We start from the raw sequence: 17,565 nt of genomic DNA on the forward strand, positions 1-17,565 counted from the left end.
GCCCCGCGCCCCGCGCCCCGCGCCAAGATCCTCACAACATCGGTGAAGTTGCTGCATCCGACGCGCGGGAAACAGCAACATCGGTGAAGTTGCTGCCTCGAGAGCCGACCTCCCGCCCCGCACACCCGTGCCCCTCCGCGCTCGCCGGCACGATCGCGTCGATCTTGCACTTTCGGTTGCCGAAAGGCGCACTACATCCGATTTGCCACCGCATCAAGTGCAAGATCGGCGGCCCGGGGGTGGACCGCGAAGGCCAGGGGCCAGGGGGCGGGGGGCAGGGGCCAGGGGCCAGGGGCCAGGGGCCAGGGGGCGGGGGGCAGGGGCCAGGGGCGGGCCAGGGGGCGGGGGGCAGGGGGCGGGAAGGGGCCGAGGTGCGGGCGTGCCTGGGTCGGGGGCCGGGACCGCCGAGGGCCGGGGACGAGGGGTGGGGATACGGGAACGCCCGTCGGCGGGTGGCCGACGGGCGTTGGGTGGAGAAGCTCCCCCGATTGGACTCGAACCAATAACCTGCCGGTTAACAGCCGGCTGCTCTGCCAATTGAGCTACAGGGGATCGTGCACCGCTCGGAGAACCGGATCTCGCCGGCACCGTGCGACGGGGACAAGAGTACAGGACATCCCCCGGTGGTGGTCCAGTGGGTTCCACACGCAACCCGCCCACAAGCCACCCTGATCCAGCCATGATCCAGATTCCCAGGTCACGGCCGCGAAGCGAATCGCAATCGGGGCAAATCGCCATCCCGGCACAAGCATGCTTGAGCGGGGAGCAGGATGGGTAGTTAGCTGCGGACAGAGGACGCAGGCGCGAATTGGTCGCGCCCGGCGGGGCGACCCGACGGGGCGACGGCGCGTCAGGTACGGAAGGAGCCGCCATGCGCGGAAAGATCATGTTTCTTGGCGGGCTGGCTGCGGGATTCGTCCTGGGCGCCCGTGCCGGCCGGGAGAAGTACGAAGAGCTCGTGGTCCGGGGCCGCAAGGTGCTCGACCACCCGACCGTCCAGGAGGCGGCCGGGGTCGCGCAGGCTCAGGCCAACCGGCTCTACAGCGAGGGCAAGGACAAGCTCGGCCAGACCAAGCTGGGCGAGAAGCTGGGCAACGGCAGCACCGGCAAGCAGGAGCTGACCGCCGCCGACGACGCGTTCGCCGGCACGCCCGCCACCGTGGGCGCCAAGGCGGGCAGCAGCCCGGTCGGCACGACCTCCGGGTCGCCGTCGGCCACCACCCCCCGCACCAAGCCGTCCGGCTCGGGCACCAACGCAAGCACGCTCTGACCCACCCGCACGTCGACGGGCCGGCCGCCGCGAGGCGACCGGCCCGTGCTCTGTCCAGACCGTGCTCCGACTGACCAACCGGCGGACCAGCCAACCAGCGGACCAGCAGCCGACCGGCCGACCAGCGGACCAGCCCCCAACAACTGACCTGCCGAACGGCGGACCAGCCAACCAGCCCGGCGACCAGCCAACCGGCCGGGCGACCAGACAACTGGCGGACTGGCCAGCCGGCCGCCCGGCCGATCCTGGCCCGGCCCGGTGGTCGTCGGGGCCGGGCGGTGGCTCGTCAGTCCTTGCTGCTGAACGCGGCGTCGAAGGCGGCGCTCGGCGCGTCGAAAGCGAGCCGGCGCACGAACTGCAGTGCCTCGGGGGCGCCGACCAGGCGGTCCATGCCGGCGTCCTCCCACTCGACCGAGATCGGGCCGTCGTAGCCGATCGCGTTCAACGCCCGGAAGCAGTCCTCCCAGGGCACGTCGCCGTGGCCGGTGGAGACGAAGTCCCAGCCGCGGCGCAGGTCGGCCCAGGGCAGGTGCGAGGCGAGCCGGCCGCGACGGCCGTCGCCGGTACGCACCTTCGCGTCCTTGCAGTCGACGTGGTAGATGCGGTCGGCGAAGTCAAAGATGAAGTTCACCGGGTCCAGCTCCTGCCAGACGAAGTGCGACGGGTCCCAGTTGAGCCCGAACGCGGGCCGGTTGCCGATCGCCTCGAGCGTCCGCTTCGTCGTCCAGTAGTCGTACGCGATCTCGCTGGGGTGCACCTCGTGCGCGAACCGCACCCCCACCTCGTCGAAGACGTCGAGGATCGGGTTCCACCGGTCGGCGAAGTCCTGGTAGCCGCGCTCGATCATCGACGGCGGCACCGGCGGGAACATCGCGAGGGTGTGCCAGATGGACGAGCCGGTGAAGCCGACGACGGTGTTCACACCGAGCTTCGCGGCCGCCCGCGCGGTGTCCTTGATCTCCTCGGCGGCCCGCTGGCGTACGCCCTCGGGCTCCCCGTCACCCCAGATGCGGCCGGGCAGGATGTCCTTGTGCCGCTCGTCGATCGGGTGGTCGCAGACCGCCTGACCGACCAGGTGGTTGGAGATCGTGAAGACCTGGAGGTTGTGCTTGGCCAGGGTCTCCTTCTTGCGCTCGATGTACGAGTCGTCGGCGAGCGCCTTGTCGACCTCGAAGTGGTCGCCCCAGCAGGCGATCTCCAGACCGTCGTAGCCCCACTCGGAGGCGAGCCGGCAGACCTCTTCGAACGGCAGGTCGGCCCACTGGCCGGTGAAGAGCGTGATGGGTCGCGCCATTGTCCTTCTCCCCTGATGTGATGGGGATTCCGTTGTGCGGACCGGGGCGAGGGTGACCGGTCAGACCGGTACGCGGCACCGGGGCGGAACGCCGGTGGGTGCCGCGCGCACCTGAGCCCGGCGGGTTGCGCCTCCCACCGGGTCACCGGCCACCGTCACGGTCGCCGCCCCCACCCTATTTCCGCCGAGCCCATCGCGAAAGCCCCCGGATCGTCCGCCGGGCCCATCGCGAAGCCCCCGGATCGTCCCCCGGCCGCATCGCGAGGGCCGAGGATAGTCGCCCGGCCGCATCGCGAGAGCCGAGAATCGTCAGCCGGCCGCATCGCGAAAGCCCCGAAACGCCACCCGGTCGCAACACGAAAGCCCCCGAGCGAACCCTCGGGATCGTCAGCCGGTCATCTCTTCGGGGGCCGGCAGGACCGCCCGGACGGTGAAGCCGCCGCCGGGGTTCGGGCCGGCGTCCAGGGTGCCGCCGACCCGCTCGACCCGACGGCGTACCGCGAGCAGACCGCCACCGGTCCGCGCCGGGCTCTCCGCCGGTGGCGCGCCGTCGTCGCGTACCTCGATGGTGATGCCCTCGTCGTCGTAGCGCAGGCGGACCGCGACCGCCGCGCCCGGCGCGTGCCGGCACGCGTTGGTCAGGGCCTCTTCGATGACCCGGTACGCCGCCACGTCCACCGCCTCGGGCAGCGGCCGGGGCGCTCCGGCCAGGCTCCAGCGCACGGGCTGGCCTGCGGCAAAGCCCTCCACCAGCGCGTCGAGGCGGTTCAGGCTGGGCGCCGGCCCGGTCAGCGGGTCGGGCTCGTCGGCCGGGCGCAGCGCGTCGTGCAGCCGGTGGCCCTGCGCCTGGACCATCCGGAGCCACCGCGCGTAACGCCCCATGCCGGTCAAGGTACGGCAGCCGGCTGAGGGTCGGTCCGCGGCATCGGTCCGACGCGCGGGACGCCGTCGGCGCGGCGGCGGTGAGGTACCGCCGCGCCGGCGGTGTCATCAGGTGGTACGCCGGGGCCGCCGGTCATGTCCGACGGCCCCAGCGGGCTCGGTGGGTCAGGGCAGGGTCCACTTCTGGTTGGCCGCGCCGTTGCAGGTCCAGAGGTGCACGACGGTGCTGTCGGCGGAGTTGTTGCCGGACACGTCGAGGCACTTGTTCGAGGACGTGTTGCGCAGGCTGCCGTCGGACTGGGCCGCCCAGTTCTGCGCGCCGGTGCCGTTGCAGGTCCAGAGCTGGATCTTGGTGCCGTCGGCGGTGGCGCCGCCGCTGACGTCGAGGCACTTGCCGAGCGCCTTGATGGTCGAGTTCGGCGTCACGGTCCAGGTCTGCGCCGTACTGCCGTTGCAGGTGTAGATCTGGATCTGGGTGCCGTCGGCGGTCGCGCCGTTGCGGACGTCGAGGCACTTGCCGGCGAGGCCCTTGACCGGGCCGACCCCGTTCGTGCCTCCGGTGCCCTTGACGAGCGTGAAGTCGTCCACGTCGAAGAGCCCGGTGCCGCTGCCGTTGAACGTGAGGTACAGGTTCTGCGTCCCGGACGGGACGTTCGACAGCGCCGTGGTGACGTTGGCGTACGTGTCCCAGCTACCGGTGTTGGCAACCGTGGCCGTGCCCAGTACCGGGCCGGTGGCCGAGCCGGTACGGACTGCGATGGTGCCGCCCGCGCCGCCTGAGACCACCCGGGAGGTGAACGAGGTGACGCCGGTCAGGTTCACGCCGTTGTACGCGGCCCAGTCGCCCGGGTCGACGTAGCCGAGGGTCTGGCCACCGTTCGCGCCGGCCTTGGTGAACGCGCTGACGCCGTTGGCCGAGCTGAACGCCTCGGCCTGGACCGTGGTGTTGCCGGTCGGCGGGTTGCTGCCGCCCAGCTCCTTGATCCGGATGTTGCGGAAGTAGGCGTCGTCACCCGTGCCGTGGTTCTGGATGCCGATGTGGCCGGCCAGCGACCGTACCGGATCGGTGTTGGTGAAGTCGTTGATCTTCACCCCGTTGAGGAAGATCTGTAGACGCTCACCCTCGACCAGCAGCTCGTAGGTGTTCCACTCCCCCGGCGCGTTCAACGCCGCGTCCCGAGCCGCGATGTCGGCGGCCTTGTACGTGTAGACCGCGCCGGTGGTGCGGTCGACCGCGTCGGTGGCGTCGATCTGGACCTCGTAGCCGTTGTTGATCGCCGACTGCGGGTCGCTCGACGGCGGGAAGCCGATGAAGATGCCCGAGTTGTCGTCGCCGGCCAGCTTCCAGTCCAGCTTCAGCGAGTAGTTCGTGAACTGCTTCGCGCTGTACCAGTACAGGCCCATGCCGCCGACGGAGGTGAGGGTGGCGTCGGAGTTGGTGAAGTTGCCCGGGCCGGCCTGCGACCAGCCGGTGGTGGAGCCGTTGTAGAGCGGCGTGTAGCCGGTCTCGGGCCGGCAGTCGGCCTTGCTCCGGCCGGCGGCGTACCGGATGCCGCCGAGCAGGTGGTTCCGGAAGTTCGGCTCCGCGTACGACGCCTGGGTGTGCCCCGCGCCGGTGTAGAAGGAGCGGCCCCCGTTGTAGCTCTTGCACCAGCTCAGCGGGTGGTCGGCGCCCATGCCACCGCCGGAGTACGACGACTCGTCCAGGGTGGCCAGCACGTGCGCGGTGGACCGGGCGTTGGTGCGGTAGTTGTACCACTCGTCGGTGCGGGTCCAGGTCTGCGGCAGGTGGCCGGTCGCGGCGTGGCCCCGATCCTCCACCTTCATGTTGGCCTGCTGGATGGCCGGGTGCGAGGCGAACCACGCGCCGACCAGGTTGCCGTAGAACGGCCAGTCGTACTCGGTGTCGGCGGCGGCGTGCACGCCCACGTACCCGCGGCCCGAGCCGATGTACGACTCGAAGGCGGTCTGCTGGGTGGCGTTGAGGACGTCGCCGGTGGTGTTGAGGAAGACGACCGCCTCGTACTGGGCGAGGTTGCTGGTGGAGAACGCGGCGGCGTCCTCGGTGGCGGTGACGGTGAAGTTGTTGGCCGCGCCCAGATCACGGATGGTCTGGATGCCGACCGGGATCGCGTCGTGCCGGAAGCCGGCGGTCTTGGAGAAGACCAGCACGTCGTACGGGGCGTCGGCGGCGCTGGCCGGGGTGGCCGGGGTGGTGCAGGCGATGACGGCGAGGGCGGCGGTGCTCACACCGACAACGGATCGCAGGAGTCTGCGCATATCGCTCTCCTTCGGGACGGTGGGGAGGGGCTCCCGGGACGGTGGGAGCCCCTCCGCTCAGCTCAGGGCAGGGTCCACTTTTGGTTCGCGGCGGCGGTGCAGGTCCAGAGGTTCACCACGGTGCTGTCCGCGGAGTTGCTGCCGGAGACGTCCAGGCACTTGCCGGACGCCACGTTGCGCAGCGTGCCGTCGGCCTGTGCGGCCCAGTTCTGTGCCCCCGTGCCGTTGCAGGTGTAGAGCTGGATCTTGGTGCCGTCGGCGGTGCCGGCGCCGGAGACGTCGAGACACTTGCCCAACGACTTGATGGTGGAGTTCGGCGTGACCGCCCAGGTCTGGGCCGCGCTGCCGTTGCAGGTGTAGATCTGGATCTGCGTGCCGTCGGCGGTGGCGGCGTTGCGCACGTCCAGGCACTTGCCGCCCAGACCCTTGATCGGGCCGGTCCCGCCGGTCGGGGCCGAGCCGGTGACGAAGGTGAACGCGTCCAGGTCGTAGAGCGCGCCGGTGCCCGTACCCGCGAAGGTCAGGTAGAGCGTGGTGGTGCCGGTCGGCGGGTTGGTGATCGTCCCCGTGACGGTGGTGAACGTCTCCCAGCCGCCGGTCACCGGGACGGTCGCGGAGCCGAGCACCGTGCCGGTGGCCGACCCGGCCCGCACCTGGAGGGTGCCGCCGCTGCCCGCCGAGGAGACCCGGGCGGTGAAGGAGGTGACGTTGCCGAGCCGGTACGGCTGGAACGCGATCCAGTCGCCGTTGTTGATGTCGCCGACGGTCTTACCGCCCTCGGCCGGGGTCTTGCTGAACACGTTGATTCCGGACGAGCTGCCGAAGAACTCGGCCTGGCGGTGCCGCGGCGGCAGGGTGTGCTGGGTGTGCGTGGTCAGGCCACCGGCGTCGGTGTACTCGGCGTCGAAGATGGCGAAGATGTTCGCCGCGTCGTCGTGCTCGCCGTCGACCGGGATGGTGATCGAGCCGGAGCAGCCGGTCTTCGAGGTGATCTGGTGCCCGTGCTGGTCGTGCCCGAGGACGTAGGTCATCTTGACCTTGGTGCAGTCGATCGTGCCGTCCTCCGGGTCGGTCACGGTGATGCTGTACGGCACGGTGTCACCGAAGCTGAACAGCTGACCGTTGCCGGGGTTGTTGATGGTCACCGTGGGCGCGGTGTTGCCGACGTTGATCTGCACGCTGGCGCTGCCGGTGGCGCCCTGCGGGTCCCGCACGGTCAGCGTGGCCGTGTACGTGCCGTTGGTGCTGTAGGTCTTCGTCGGGTTGGCCGCCGTGGAGGTGGTGCCGTCACCGAAGTTCCACGAGTAGGTGAGCGTCCCGCCCTCGGGGTCGGACGAGCCGGCCGAGGAGAACGTCACGGTCAGCGGGGCCGCGCCGGACGTCTTGTTGGCGCTCGCGGCGGCGCTGGGCGCCCGGTTGCCGCCACCGACGTAGTCGAAGCGGTAGAGCGCCGAGTTGGCGTCGCCGTTGAAGTAGCCGGTGCCGTAGTCGAGCACGTAGTACGAGCCGTCCGGGCCGAAGGCCGAGTCCATCACCTGCTTGCCGACCCACGGGAACGTGTCGATGGTGCCCCGGGAGCCGTCCGAGTTGACGTGGATGGGCTTGATCCAGCCCCGGCCGAACTCGGTGGCGAAGAACTGCCCGTCGAACGACTGCGGGAACTTCGTGGTGGAGGTCGACGAGGCGTTGTACCGGTAGACCGGGCCGCCCATCGGCGACTCGGAGCCGCCGCCGAACTCGGTCGGCGTGCCGGCGTCGCCGGCGTACCGGATCCAGGCCGGCTGGGCCGGCGGAAGGGTGGTCAGGCCGGTGTTGCGGAACGAGTTGTTGGTCGGCCCGCCGGTGCAGTTGTACTTAGCCCCGCCGGTGTTGGTGGCGAAGTCCCACTCGTTGTACGTCTCGGTGCTGGTGTTGGTGCCCGTGCAGTACGGCCAGCCGTAGTTGCCCGGGGCCGCGATCCGGTTGAACTCCACCTGGCCGGACGGGCCACGGGTGGAGCTGGTGGAGCCGGCGTCCGGTCCGTAGTCACCCACGTAGACGACCCCGGTGCCCTTGTCCACGCTGATCCGGAACGGGTTGCGGAAGCCCATCGCGTAGATCTCGGGCCGCGTTTTGGCGGTGCCGGGCGCGAACAGGTTGCCCGACGGGATGGAGTACGTCCCGTTGGCGTTCACCTTGATCCGCAGGATCTTGCCCCGCAGGTCGTTGGTGTTGCCGGCGCTGCGCTGCGCGTCGTACGCCGGGTTGCGGCTGGTCCGCTCGTCCAGGGGCGAGTAGCCGGCGGACTCGAACGGGTTGGTGTCGTCGCCGGTGGACAGGTAGAGGTTGCCGGCGGCGTCGAAGTCGATGTCGCCGCCGACGTGGCAGCACAGGCCGCGGTCGGCCGGTACGTCGAGGACGTCGACCTTGCTGGCCTGGTTGACCGTGAAGTCGCTGTTGAGGGTGAACCGGGAGAGGCGGTTCACTCCCTGCCAGGCCGAGAAGTCGGTGCCGGTCGCGGGGGCGTCGCCGGCGGGGGTGGACAGCGGCGGCGCGTAGTAGAGGAAGATCTGCCGGTTGCTGGCGAAGTTCGGGTCGACGCCGACGCCCTGCAAGCCCTCCTCGTCGTGGTTGTAGACCGACAGCGTGCCGATCACCGAGGTGGTGCCGTTCGCGTCGGTACGCCGCAGGGTGCCGTTGCGGGCGGTGTGCAGGACCGAGCGGTCCGGCAGGACGGCCAGCGACATCGGCTCACCCATGTCGGTTACGCCACGGGCGAGTTCGACCTGTTGGAAGTCGCTGGCGTTGATCGTGTGCGCCTGCGCCGGTGTGGCGCTGGCGGTGAGGGTGACCGTGCCGGCCGCGGCCACGAGGAGCAGGGCCGATCCGGCGGAGAACCATCGTCGGGACCGTTGGTTGGGTCTGTCCTTGTTGGACATCTGTGCTGTCCCTTCCTGACGAAGAGGCCAGGGCGGGGCGCGCGCCGTCGCGCCGGATGCCGTAGCGGTGGTGGGGGTCGATGGGTTACCGCGCCGCCGGTTCACCTCGACGAAACATTGCTGTGTTGGCCCCGACACTAAGTCGCAAGTGTCGATGTGTCCATACCTTCCGGTAGCACAGCATGAACTTTCGTCGATTTGATCGAAAGTCGGCGGGTCAGGCGCGCCGGTCGATGGCCTGCGCGGCCAACGCGACCAGCGCGGCCCGGGCCTCCGCGCTCACCGCCGCGCTCCGCAGGGCGGTCAGCGCGGCCTCGGTGCGTACCCGGATCATCTGCTCGATCCGGTCCCGTGCGCCGGTGGCCTCGATGATCTCGCGCAGCTCCGCCGCGCCGTCGGTGTCCAGCGACGGATTGCCGAACAACTCCCGCAGCCGCGCGGTCTGCGACCGGTCCGCGGCGCTGCGGGCCAGCGCCATCATCACCGTGGGCTTGCCCTCGCGCAGGTCGTCCAGGATCGACTTGCCGGTGACCGCCGGATCACCGAAGACGCCCAACACGTCGTCGCGGAGCTGGAACGCATCCCCCAACGGGTCCCCGAACTCGCCGAGAGCGGCGATCAGCTCCGGCCCGGCGCCCGCCAGCGCCGCGCCGATCTGCAACGGTCGGGTGACCGTGTACCGGGCCGCCTTCATCCGTATCACGGTGAGCGCGCTGGCCACCGAACCGTCGCCCACCCCGGACACCAGGTCCAGGTACTCCCCCGCGATCACCTCGGTACGCATCAGCGCGAACACCGCGTACCCCCGGTGCACCTGCTCGGTCTCCAGCCCGCACTCGTGGAACATCTGATCCGACCAGGCCGCGCAGAGGTCGCCGCAGAGCAGCGCGGTGTTGCGTCCGTACGCCTCGGGGTCGCCGCGCCACGACGAGCGGGCGTGCAGGTCGGCGAAGAGCCGGTGCACCGACGGCTCGCCCCGGCGGCGGTCACTGCCGTCCAGGATGTCGTCGTGGATCAGCGCGAACGCGTGGAACAGTTCCAACGCCGCCGCGGCCACCACGATCGGGGTGGCGTCGGCCGCCCCGGCGCCGCGCCAACCCCAGTAGCAGAACAGCGGGCGCAGCCGCTTCCCGCCGGCCAGGACGAACCGTTGCAGCGCGGTGAACACCCCCCGGGGCGCGCCGTCGGGCCAGTCCGGGCCCTGCCGGTCCAGGAAGGCGGCCAGCTCCGCGTCGAAGCGCGCCCGCAGACCGCTGGTGTCGGTGGGCGCGACGGTGAGGGTCACGTCCGATCTCCCGGACCCTGCGCACCGGCGGCGCCTAACCCGGCCAGCTCCAGTAACAGCCCCTTGACCTCGGTGGCCGCGATCCGGTCCCGGGCGGCCGACGGGTCGGAGCAGAGCAGCACCGGAGCGTCCGCCGGATCGCTGGGCAGCCGCCCGTGTGAGCCGCGGATCGCCCGGGCGCCGGCGTCCAGGCCGACGGCGCTCATCAGGTAGCGCATGCCGAGCTTCTTGCGGGCCAGTGCCACCCCGGCGCGCGCCTTGGCGGCACCGGGATTGGCCGGGTCGAAGAACAGCTCGGCGGGGTCGTACCCGGGCTTGCGGTGGATCTCGACCAGCCGGGCGAAGTCGGGCGCGTTGGCGTCGTCGAGCCAGTAGTAGTAGGTGAACCAGGAGTCCGGCTCGGCCACCAGCACCAACTCGCCGGCGCGCGGGTGGTCCAGCCCGTGCGCGGCCTTGCCGTCGGCGTCGAGCACCTCGGCCACGCCGGGCAGCCCGGCGCAGAGCTTCGCCACCGCCGGCACGTCGGCCGGGTCCTTGACGTAGACGTGCGCGACCTGGTGGTCGGCGACGGCGAACGCCTTCGACGTCCACGGATCGAGGTACTCCATCCCGGCCTGGGTGTGCACCCGCAGCAGCCCCTCGCTGCGCAGCAGCCGGTTGACGTCGACCGGCCGGGACACGTCGGTGATGCCGTACTCCGAGAGCACCACCACGGTGGCGTCGCGGGCGCGGGCGGCGTCCAGCAGCGGCCCGAGGACGGCGTCCAACTCGGCCGCCGCCGTGGCGGCCTGCGGCGACGAGGGGCCGTACCGTTGCAGGTCGTAGTCCAGGTGGGGAACGTAGACCAGGGTCAGGTCGGGTGAGACGTCGGCCAGGATCTGCTCGGCCGCCTGGCAGATCCACTTCGACGACGGCAGCCCGGCCGTCGGCCCCCAGTAGGTGAACAGCGGGAAGGTGCCCAGCCGCCCGGTCAGCGCGTCGTGCAGCTCCGGCGGGTCGGTGTAGCAGTCCGGCTCCTTGCGGCCGTCGGCGTAGTACACCGGGCGGGGCGTGACGGTCCAGTTGACGTCCGCGCCCATGGCGTACCACCAGCAGACGTTGGCGACGGTGTAGCCCGGCTCGGCCCGGCGGGCCGCGTGCCAGAGCTTGTCCCCGCCGACCAGCGCGTTGTGCTGCCGCCACAGCAGCACCTCGCCCAGATCCCGGAAGTACCATCCGTTGCCGACGATGCCGTGCCCGCTCGGCTGCTCGCCGGTGAGGAACGTGGACTGCACCGAGCAGGTCACCGCCGGCAGCACCGTGCCCAGCTCGGCCCGGAAGCCACCGTCGGCGACGCCGCGCAGTCGAGGCATGTGCTTCAGCAGTCGCGGGGTCAACCCCACCACGTCGAGGACCACCAGTCGCCGGCTCATCGCGTCACCCCCATGCTCACGGTTCGGTCTGTGGTCAGCCCGAGGCCGACCAGTTCGTCGCGGGCGAAGGCCAACTCGGCGGCGATGCCGGCGGCCAGCTCCGCGTCGGTGCCGGGCCGCCGTGCGGCCGGCAGAACACCCCAGGTGTACGTCTCGACGTCGAGGTGGTCGCAGCCGGCTACCGGCCCCTCGAAGAGCGCTCTCAGCGCCGCGCGGAGGACCGGCAGGGTCGAGCCGAGCGGCTCCTCGGGCGGGGCGTGCAGGGGCACGTGGTAGTGCACCCGCCACGGGCCGGGAAGCTCCCGGTCCAGCGCCTCGTCGAGGTCGTCGGCGGCGTACGCCTCGTCGGCCGGGTCGGCCACGCCCGCGCAGCCGGCGCCGCGGGTCTGGTGCAGGAAGCGCGGCTCCACCCAGCGGCGCAGCGCGTCGGCGCCGCCGGCCGGGTCGGCCGCCTCGACGGCTGCGGAGACCTGCACCTTCACCACCGGCAGTCCCGCCGCCCGCAGCCGGTCCAACGCCGCCGCCGGCTCCTCCCACGCGCAGGCCAGGTGCGCGAGGTCGAGGCAGACGCCCATCCGGTCGGTGTCCATGCCGGACAGCAACGCGGCGGCCTGCCCGGTGCTCTCCACCACGCAACCGGGCTCCGGCTCGAACGCCACCCGCACCTCACGGCCGGTGTCCCGCTGCACGTCAGCCAGGCCGGCCGCGAGCTGGTCGAGCCGCCGGCGGGCGGCGTCCGCCCGGTCGGTGTCCCAGGGCCGCCGCCAGGCCAGCGGCAGGGTGGAGATCGAGCCCCGGGCCGCGTCGTCGGGCAGCAGGTCCGCGAGCACCCGGGCCAGATCCAGGGTGTACGTCAGTCGCTGCCCGGTCGTCCAGTCCGGGTGGTACACGTCCTGCTTCACCACCGGGGCCTGGAAGGCCGCGTACGGGAAGCCGTTGAGCGTGACCACCTCCAGACCGCGCGCGTCCAGCTCGGCGCGGAGCCGGCGGCGCAGCGCCGGGTCGGCGGCCAGTTCGGCGGCGACCGGGGCGGCAAGCCACAGGCCGAGCCCGAGCAGGTCGCTGCCGAGCGCCTGACGCACCGGCACGGCGTAGGTGTCCAGTTGGGCGAGGATGCCGGCCAGGTCCTCGGCGGGGTGCACGTTCGTGCAGTAGCCGAGGTGGACCGTCTCACCGCCGGGATGTCGCAGCCGCATCAGCTACCACCGCGCAGGATCGAGTTGCCGGTCTGCGGGTCCACGGCGGCGGGCTCCGCCACGTCGCCGAGATCGAGCCGACCCGACTGCCCGTAGAACTCCACCGGGTTGCGCCACAGCACCTTGTCGACGTCGTCGTCGCTGAAACCGGCCTCGGCCATCGCCTCGGCGGTGGCCCGGGTCAGCAGCGGATCGGAGCGTCCCCAGTCGGCCGCCGAGTTGACCAGCATCCGTTCGGTGCCGTACTCGCGCAGCAGCTCGACCATCCGCGACGGCGTCATCTTGGTGTCCGGGTAGATGGAGAAACCCATCCAGCAGCCGCTGTCCTTGACGAGCTTCACGGTCACCTCGTTGAGGTGGTCGACCACCACGCGACCCGCGTCGATGCCGGACTCGGCGACCACGGCGAGGGTACGTTCGCAGCCCCGGGCCTTGTCCCGGTGCGGGGTGTGCACCAGCGCCGGCAGGTCGTACGCCACGGCGAGGGCGAGCTGCGCGGCGAACGCCTCGTCCTCCTCGGGCGTCATCGAGTCGTACCCGATCTCGCCGACCGCCACGACCCCGTCCTTGTCCAGGTAGCGGGGCAGCAGGTCGAGCACCGGGCGGCAGCGCGGGTCGTTGGCCTCCTTCGGGTTGAGCGCGATGGTGGCGAAGTGGCGCACCCCGAACTGCCCGGCGCGGAACGGCTCCCAGCCGATCAGCGAGTCGAAGTAGTCGACGAACGACTCGGCGCTGGTGCGCGGCTGACCCAGCCAGAACGCCGGCTCCACCACCGCGCGCACGCCCGCGGCGGCCATCCGTTCGTAGTCGTCGGTGGTGCGTGAGGTCATGTGGATGTGTGGGTCGAAGATGCGCATGTCACGCCTCCCGGGGCAGTGCGGCGGTGAGCCGGTGGAGCAGGTCGGTGGCGTCGGCGGGCAGATCCCGGCCGGCGGCGTGCCGTTCGGCGGCGAGCGCGGCGAGCATCGCCGCCAACTCACCGTCGGCCCGGCTGTCCAGGTCCGCCACGGCGGCGAGGGGCACCCCGCTGAACACGCACTTGAGCACCGCCTGCCGCCAGGCGGCCGCATCGAGGTGCCGGGCGTACGGGCCGAGCGCGGCGGCGACGAGCCGGGTGTCGTTGGTCCGGATCGCGTCGTGCAGCAGCGGCACCCCGGCGTCGCCGATCGGCAGCAGCGGCAGCGCCCGCAGCACGGCCCGCCGTTCGGCGGCGTCGCCGTGCCGGTAGAGGCTCTCGGCGTACGCGGCGTGCTCGCCGGGCAGGCTGGTGAGCAGCAGCACCCGGGCCGCGTCGTCGGCGGTCCAGCCGGGCGCGTCGGGCAGCGCGGCCCGACCACAGCGCCGGCCCGCGGCCGGAAAGAGCCGGGTGATCGCGCCGGGCTCGGCCGCGACCCGGCGCAGCGCCGTGTCCAGCCAATCGGGATCGGGTACGCCCCGAAGCGCGGCCCGTAGTGAATCCGGTGTCATCCCGTCTCCTCCCCTTACTGCTACGCCGGCACCCCAGGTGTGCCTGTGGGCACCTCGTCTCCCGTACGGCCGCCCTGTGCGGCGGCACGCAGGAACTCGATCGACCGGGCGGCCACGGCGGGCGCGGCGTGCGAGTCGCGAGGTAGCTCCACCGCCACCAGGCCGCGGTAACCGGCATCGGCCAGGGCGGCCAGCACCGGCGGGAAATCGATCTCGCCGGCGCCGAACTCCAGGTGCTCGTGCACGCCCCGGCGCATGTCGTCGATCTGCACGTTGACCAGGTGCTCGGCGACCTCGGCGACGCACTGCGGCACCGGCCACGGCTCCAGGCACCGGCAGTGGCCGATGTCGAGGGTGATGCCGAGGCGGGCCGGCCCGCCGAGCGCCGCGTGCAGTCGACGCCAGTCGGCGATGTCCTGCACCAGCATCCCCGGCTCCGGTTCGAAGCCGAGGGTCACGCCCGCGCTGTCGGCGGCGTCGACCACGGTGGCGCAGCCGGACACGAGCCGGTCCCAGGCGCACTGCGGCGACACCGTCTCCGGTCGTACCCCGGCCCAGAACGAGACGGCCTCCGCGCCCAGGTCGGCGCCGATCCGCACCGCCCGGCGCAGGAACTCGATCCGCCGGGTGGGGTCGTCGTGCAGCAGCGTCGGGGCGTGCTTGTGCCAGGGGTCCAGCAGGTAGCGGGCCCCGGTCTCGATCACCAACCCGAGGCCCAGCTCGGACAGCCGTCGGCCGACCGCGGCGATCCGGCGGCTGAGGCCGGGCGCGAACGGGTCCAGGTGATCGTGGTCCAGGGTGAGCGCCACACCGTCGTAGCCCAGGTCGGCGATGACGGCGAGCGCGTCGTCGAGCCGGTGGTTGGCGAAGCCGTTGGTGCCGTACCCGAGGCGCAACGTCGTCGCGTCGGCCCGAACCACGTCGGCCTGGGTGGCCTCCGGCTGCGTGACGTCGGGCTGGGTGCGGCGGGGCTGGGGCACGGTCATGTCGGGGAGACCTTCCGGGCCAGCCGGCGGCCCAGCGGCGCGGCGGCCGCGACGGCGAGCCCGAGCAGGCCGGCGCCACCGCGTGCGGTGAGCGCTCCCTGGAGGGCGGGCAGGCCGGTGATCCCGGCCCCGACCGCCGCGCGGACCTTTCCGGCCGACGGATCCCGGACCACCTGGGCCTGGGCAGCGCCGTAGCGGGCGGCGTACCACCCGGCCAGCACGGCGGGCAGCGCGGCGGCTATCCCGGTCCAGGCTCGGCCCGCGCGTGTGTCCGCCCGCTCGTCGGCCGGCCCGGCTTCGACGTCGGCGGTGCGGTGGGTGTCCGTGTCGGCGGTCCGGCGCACGCCGGGGACGGCGACGGCGGCGCTCGCGGCGACCACGGCGGTGCCGGCCAGGGTACGCATCGGCAGGGCCGCGTCCGCGCCGCTGACCTCGCGACGGGACAGCGCGGTGACCGTCCAGGTGTGGGCCGCGACGGTGGCCGCCGAGGGCAGCGCCCGCGTCAGCCGGCCACCGGACGCGCCCAGCAGCACGTCCAGCCCACGGCAGGCGGCCATCACGGCGGGACCGGCTGCGGTGTTCTTGGCCAGCAGGTCGTACCCCCAGATGCTGGCGGCCAGCGGCACCGCGAGCGCGGCGGCGCGGCGACCGCCCACGGCGGCGGCCAGGCCCACGCCCGCGGCGGTGAGGCCGGCGGCGAGACCCAGCGCGGCGGTCGGGGTGACCCGGCCGCTGGGGATCGGCCGTTCGGGACGTTCGACGGCGTCGAGCCGCCGGTCGGCCCAGTCGTTGGCGGCCATGCCGGCCCAGTAGAGCAGCACCGACGCGCCCGCCAGGGCGGGGGTACGCGGGCTCAGCGCGCCGGCCGCCGCCGCGCCTGCCACGACGTCCCCGGGGACCGAGAGCGCGGCCGGCGCGCGGACCAGCTCGGCCAGGTCAGCCAGCGTGGTCATGGGCACCGTCCGGGCCGGCGTGCAGGCGCTGGGCGAAGTCGGTCAGCCGGGCCCACTGCTGGGCCAGCGAGTGGGTCGGCGCGCCGAGCGGGTCCTTGAAGAAGAAGCCCAGGTCGGCCAGGGGCCCGACGTGCCCGGCGGCGTGCGCGGCGGCGGTGAGGCGGGCCAGGTCGAGCACCAGCGGCGCGGCCAGCGCCGAGTCGCAGCCGTGCCAGGTGAACTCCATCCGCATGCCGGTGCCGAGGAAGCCGGCGAACGTGATCAGATCCCAGGCGGTCTTGAAGTCGCCCAGCTCCTCGACGTACTCGATCCGGGTGTTGCCCTGCGGGACGTACCCCAGCGTCTCGCCCAGCACGCGTTGCTTGCTCTGCACCTTGGCCGCGTTGGCGGCCGGGTCGGCGAGGGTGGCGCCGTCGCCGCCGCCGAGCAGGTTCATGCCGGACCAGGAGCGTACGGCGAGGTTGCGCATCGCGAACATCGGCGCGAGCACCGACTTGACCAGGGTCTCGCCGGTCTTGCCGTCGTGCCCGGCGTACGGCAGGCGGCGCTCCTGCGCCAGCGCGGCGAGCGCCGGCAGCCGCAGGCCGGTGGACGGCGTGAAGTCGACGTAGGGGCAGTCGGCCAGCAGCGCCGCGTACGCGTACAGGGAACTGGGCGGCAGCACCTCGTCGGGGCCGTCGAGGGCGGCGCGCAACGCGGCCGGGTCGGCGTGCCCGGGGTGCGGCCGGGGCGTGGGTTCGGTGGCGGAGACGTTGACCACGACCACCCGGTCCAGTTCGTGGCGCTCGCGGAAGCTGGTCAGGTCGCGGACCACGGCCGCGGCGCGGTCGGCCTGGGTGTCGCCGACCGGCGCGGGGCGCAACTCCTGCTCGACCACGCCCAGTTCGTCGCGGAGCGCGGCGACCAGCCGCCCGGGGATGACACCGGCGTCGGCCAGCGCCTCGGCGCGCTTGGACAGCGGGGTGGTGGCCACGTCGTGTCCGCCGAACACCAGATCGGCGAAGGCCGGTAGGGCCGGGCCGCGCAGCTCGGGAAGCTCGGTCACACAGCCGGTGGGCCCGGCCAGGCCGGCCCGCAGCGCGAGCCCCCCGACGATGCTGGTGGTCGCGACGGAACCGCGCGCTCCTACCAGCCAGACACCTGTTCGCATGGTGCTCCTTCCCCATTTCCGAGGAACCGTCGGTACCGCTAAATATAGGAATATCAGAATATGTTTCGGAAAGATACGGCCCGGTTTCGGAAAAGTTTCGGGCCGGATGGATGGGCCCCGCCCGCCCGACCCGTACCGCTGGGACGCCGGCCCGGCGTCGGCGTCGGCGGCGACGACGACGGACCGGCTCTCGGCACGGGTACGGGCAGACGGGGCTGGCAGGCAGGGTCGGTCGGCGTCTCGACCCTGCCTCCCCCGCATCCGCCGATCGGGGCGTTGGCATGCCCCGACCGGACGTCTCAGGTTGCCGCGCCCACCGGATCGTCGACCGGGGTGCGGTCCGCCGCGCGGGGGCGGACGGAAGCGGTGCGGGTGGGGGCAGCGGCGGGCGATGTCATCGGATCCTCCGGATCGCCGGGGGGTGGTGGTGGCGGTCCTCCGGTGCGGCCGGGGAATCCCGGTCCGGTCGCAC

At 72.4% G+C, this 17,565-nt stretch carries 13 protein-coding genes and 1 tRNA gene; 1 reads left to right on the plus strand and 13 read right to left on the minus strand.

What is annotated here, in order from left to right:
• Positions 1-479: 479 nt before the first annotated feature.
• A tRNA-Asn gene (locus ACTFTM_RS25070) sits at positions 480-552 on the minus strand.
• A 319-nt stretch (positions 553-871) separates the two neighbouring features.
• Here ACTFTM_RS25070 and ACTFTM_RS25075 point away from each other — a divergent pair.
• Entirely contained in the window at positions 872-1,270 is a 399-nt protein-coding gene (locus ACTFTM_RS25075) for a hypothetical protein (RefSeq protein WP_355051320.1), read from the plus strand.
• 286 nt (positions 1,271-1,556) lie between these two features.
• Here ACTFTM_RS25075 and ACTFTM_RS25080 read toward each other — a convergent pair whose 3' ends face one another.
• The 12 genes from ACTFTM_RS25080 to ACTFTM_RS25135 all read right to left on the minus strand — a co-directional run bounded on the left by ACTFTM_RS25080 (position 1,557) and on the right by ACTFTM_RS25135 (position 17,093).
• Positions 1,557-2,564 (minus strand): sugar phosphate isomerase/epimerase family protein, encoded by a 1,008-nt coding sequence (locus ACTFTM_RS25080; protein WP_433114716.1) that lies wholly within the window; start codon positions 2,562-2,564, stop codon positions 1,557-1,559.
• Positions 2,565-2,951: 387 nt separating this feature from the next.
• Entirely contained in the window at positions 2,952-3,446 is a 495-nt protein-coding gene (locus ACTFTM_RS25085; protein ID WP_449562900.1) for a sensor histidine kinase, read from the minus strand.
• 165 nt (positions 3,447-3,611) lie between these two features.
• The gene (locus tag ACTFTM_RS25090; RefSeq protein WP_449562901.1) at positions 3,612-5,726 is read right to left on the minus strand and encodes a ThuA domain-containing protein; all 2,115 of its coding nucleotides are present in this window, start codon (positions 5,724-5,726) and stop codon (positions 3,612-3,614) included.
• Positions 5,727-5,788: 62 nt separating this feature from the next.
• Entirely contained in the window at positions 5,789-8,644 is a 2,856-nt protein-coding gene (locus ACTFTM_RS25095; RefSeq protein ID WP_449562902.1) for a PQQ-dependent sugar dehydrogenase, read from the minus strand.
• A gap of 217 nt (positions 8,645-8,861) precedes the next feature.
• Positions 8,862-9,929, minus strand: coding sequence for a polyprenyl synthetase family protein (locus ACTFTM_RS25100; RefSeq protein ID WP_449562903.1), 1,068 nt, complete (start codon positions 9,927-9,929; stop codon positions 8,862-8,864).
• Positions 9,926-11,341: an alkaline phosphatase family protein gene (locus ACTFTM_RS25105; protein ID WP_449562904.1), complete on the minus strand. Its 1,416-nt coding sequence runs from the start codon at positions 11,339-11,341 to the stop codon at positions 9,926-9,928. Before ACTFTM_RS25105 ends, ACTFTM_RS25100 begins: the two co-directional genes overlap by 4 nt.
• Positions 11,338-12,537 carry a metabolite traffic protein EboE gene (eboE, locus tag ACTFTM_RS25110; protein ID WP_449562905.1) on the minus strand — a complete coding sequence of 400 codons (1,200 nt, stop codon included), beginning with the start codon at positions 12,535-12,537 and terminating at the stop codon, positions 11,338-11,340. Before eboE ends, ACTFTM_RS25105 begins: the two co-directional genes overlap by 4 nt.
• Positions 12,537-13,394 (minus strand): TatD family hydrolase, encoded by an 858-nt coding sequence (locus ACTFTM_RS25115; protein ID WP_449562906.1) that lies wholly within the window; start codon positions 13,392-13,394, stop codon positions 12,537-12,539. The genes eboE and ACTFTM_RS25115 overlap by 1 nt, the downstream gene beginning before the upstream one ends.
• Position 13,395: 1 nt before the next feature.
• Positions 13,396-14,004, minus strand: coding sequence for an EboA domain-containing protein (locus ACTFTM_RS25120; protein ID WP_449562907.1), 609 nt, complete (start codon positions 14,002-14,004; stop codon positions 13,396-13,398).
• A gap of 20 nt (positions 14,005-14,024) precedes the next feature.
• Entirely contained in the window at positions 14,025-14,990 is a 966-nt protein-coding gene (locus ACTFTM_RS25125) for a sugar phosphate isomerase/epimerase family protein (protein WP_449562908.1), read from the minus strand.
• Positions 14,987-15,943, minus strand: coding sequence for an SCO3242 family prenyltransferase (locus ACTFTM_RS25130; protein ID WP_449562909.1), 957 nt, complete (start codon positions 15,941-15,943; stop codon positions 14,987-14,989). The genes ACTFTM_RS25125 and ACTFTM_RS25130 overlap by 4 nt, the downstream gene beginning before the upstream one ends.
• Positions 15,927-17,093 (minus strand): inositol-3-phosphate synthase, encoded by a 1,167-nt coding sequence (locus tag ACTFTM_RS25135; RefSeq protein WP_449562910.1) that lies wholly within the window; start codon positions 17,091-17,093, stop codon positions 15,927-15,929. Before ACTFTM_RS25135 ends, ACTFTM_RS25130 begins: the two co-directional genes overlap by 17 nt.
• Positions 17,094-17,565 lie beyond the last annotated feature (472 nt).

The organism is Micromonospora sp. RB23 (genome assembly GCF_053585025.1).

What these genes read in the sequence shown, in the direction of transcription:
- ACTFTM_RS25075 (WP_355051320.1), top strand. Translation starts at nt 872, where the DNA reads ATGCGCGGAAAGATCATGTTTCTTGGCGGGCTGGCTGCGGGATTCGTC.
- ACTFTM_RS25080 (WP_433114716.1), bottom strand. Translation starts at nt 2,564, where the DNA reads ATGGCGCGACCCATCACGCTCTTCACCGGCCAGTGGGCCGACCTGCCG.
- ACTFTM_RS25085 (WP_449562900.1), bottom strand. Translation starts at nt 3,446, where the DNA reads ATGGGGCGTTACGCGCGGTGGCTCCGGATGGTCCAGGCGCAGGGCCAC.
- ACTFTM_RS25090 (WP_449562901.1), bottom strand. Translation starts at nt 5,726, where the DNA reads ATGCGCAGACTCCTGCGATCCGTTGTCGGTGTGAGCACCGCCGCCCTC.
- ACTFTM_RS25095 (WP_449562902.1), bottom strand. Translation starts at nt 8,644, where the DNA reads ATGTCCAACAAGGACAGACCCAACCAACGGTCCCGACGATGGTTCTCC.
- ACTFTM_RS25105 (WP_449562904.1), bottom strand. Translation starts at nt 11,341, where the DNA reads ATGAGCCGGCGACTGGTGGTCCTCGACGTGGTGGGGTTGACCCCGCGA.
- eboE (WP_449562905.1), bottom strand. Translation starts at nt 12,537, where the DNA reads ATGCGGCTGCGACATCCCGGCGGTGAGACGGTCCACCTCGGCTACTGC.
- ACTFTM_RS25115 (WP_449562906.1), bottom strand. Translation starts at nt 13,394, where the DNA reads ATGCGCATCTTCGACCCACACATCCACATGACCTCACGCACCACCGAC.
- ACTFTM_RS25120 (WP_449562907.1), bottom strand. Translation starts at nt 14,004, where the DNA reads ATGACACCGGATTCACTACGGGCCGCGCTTCGGGGCGTACCCGATCCC.
- ACTFTM_RS25125 (WP_449562908.1), bottom strand. Translation starts at nt 14,990, where the DNA reads ATGACCGTGCCCCAGCCCCGCCGCACCCAGCCCGACGTCACGCAGCCG.
- ACTFTM_RS25130 (WP_449562909.1), bottom strand. Translation starts at nt 15,943, where the DNA reads ATGACCACGCTGGCTGACCTGGCCGAGCTGGTCCGCGCGCCGGCCGCG.
- ACTFTM_RS25135 (WP_449562910.1), bottom strand. Translation starts at nt 17,093, where the DNA reads ATGCGAACAGGTGTCTGGCTGGTAGGAGCGCGCGGTTCCGTCGCGACC.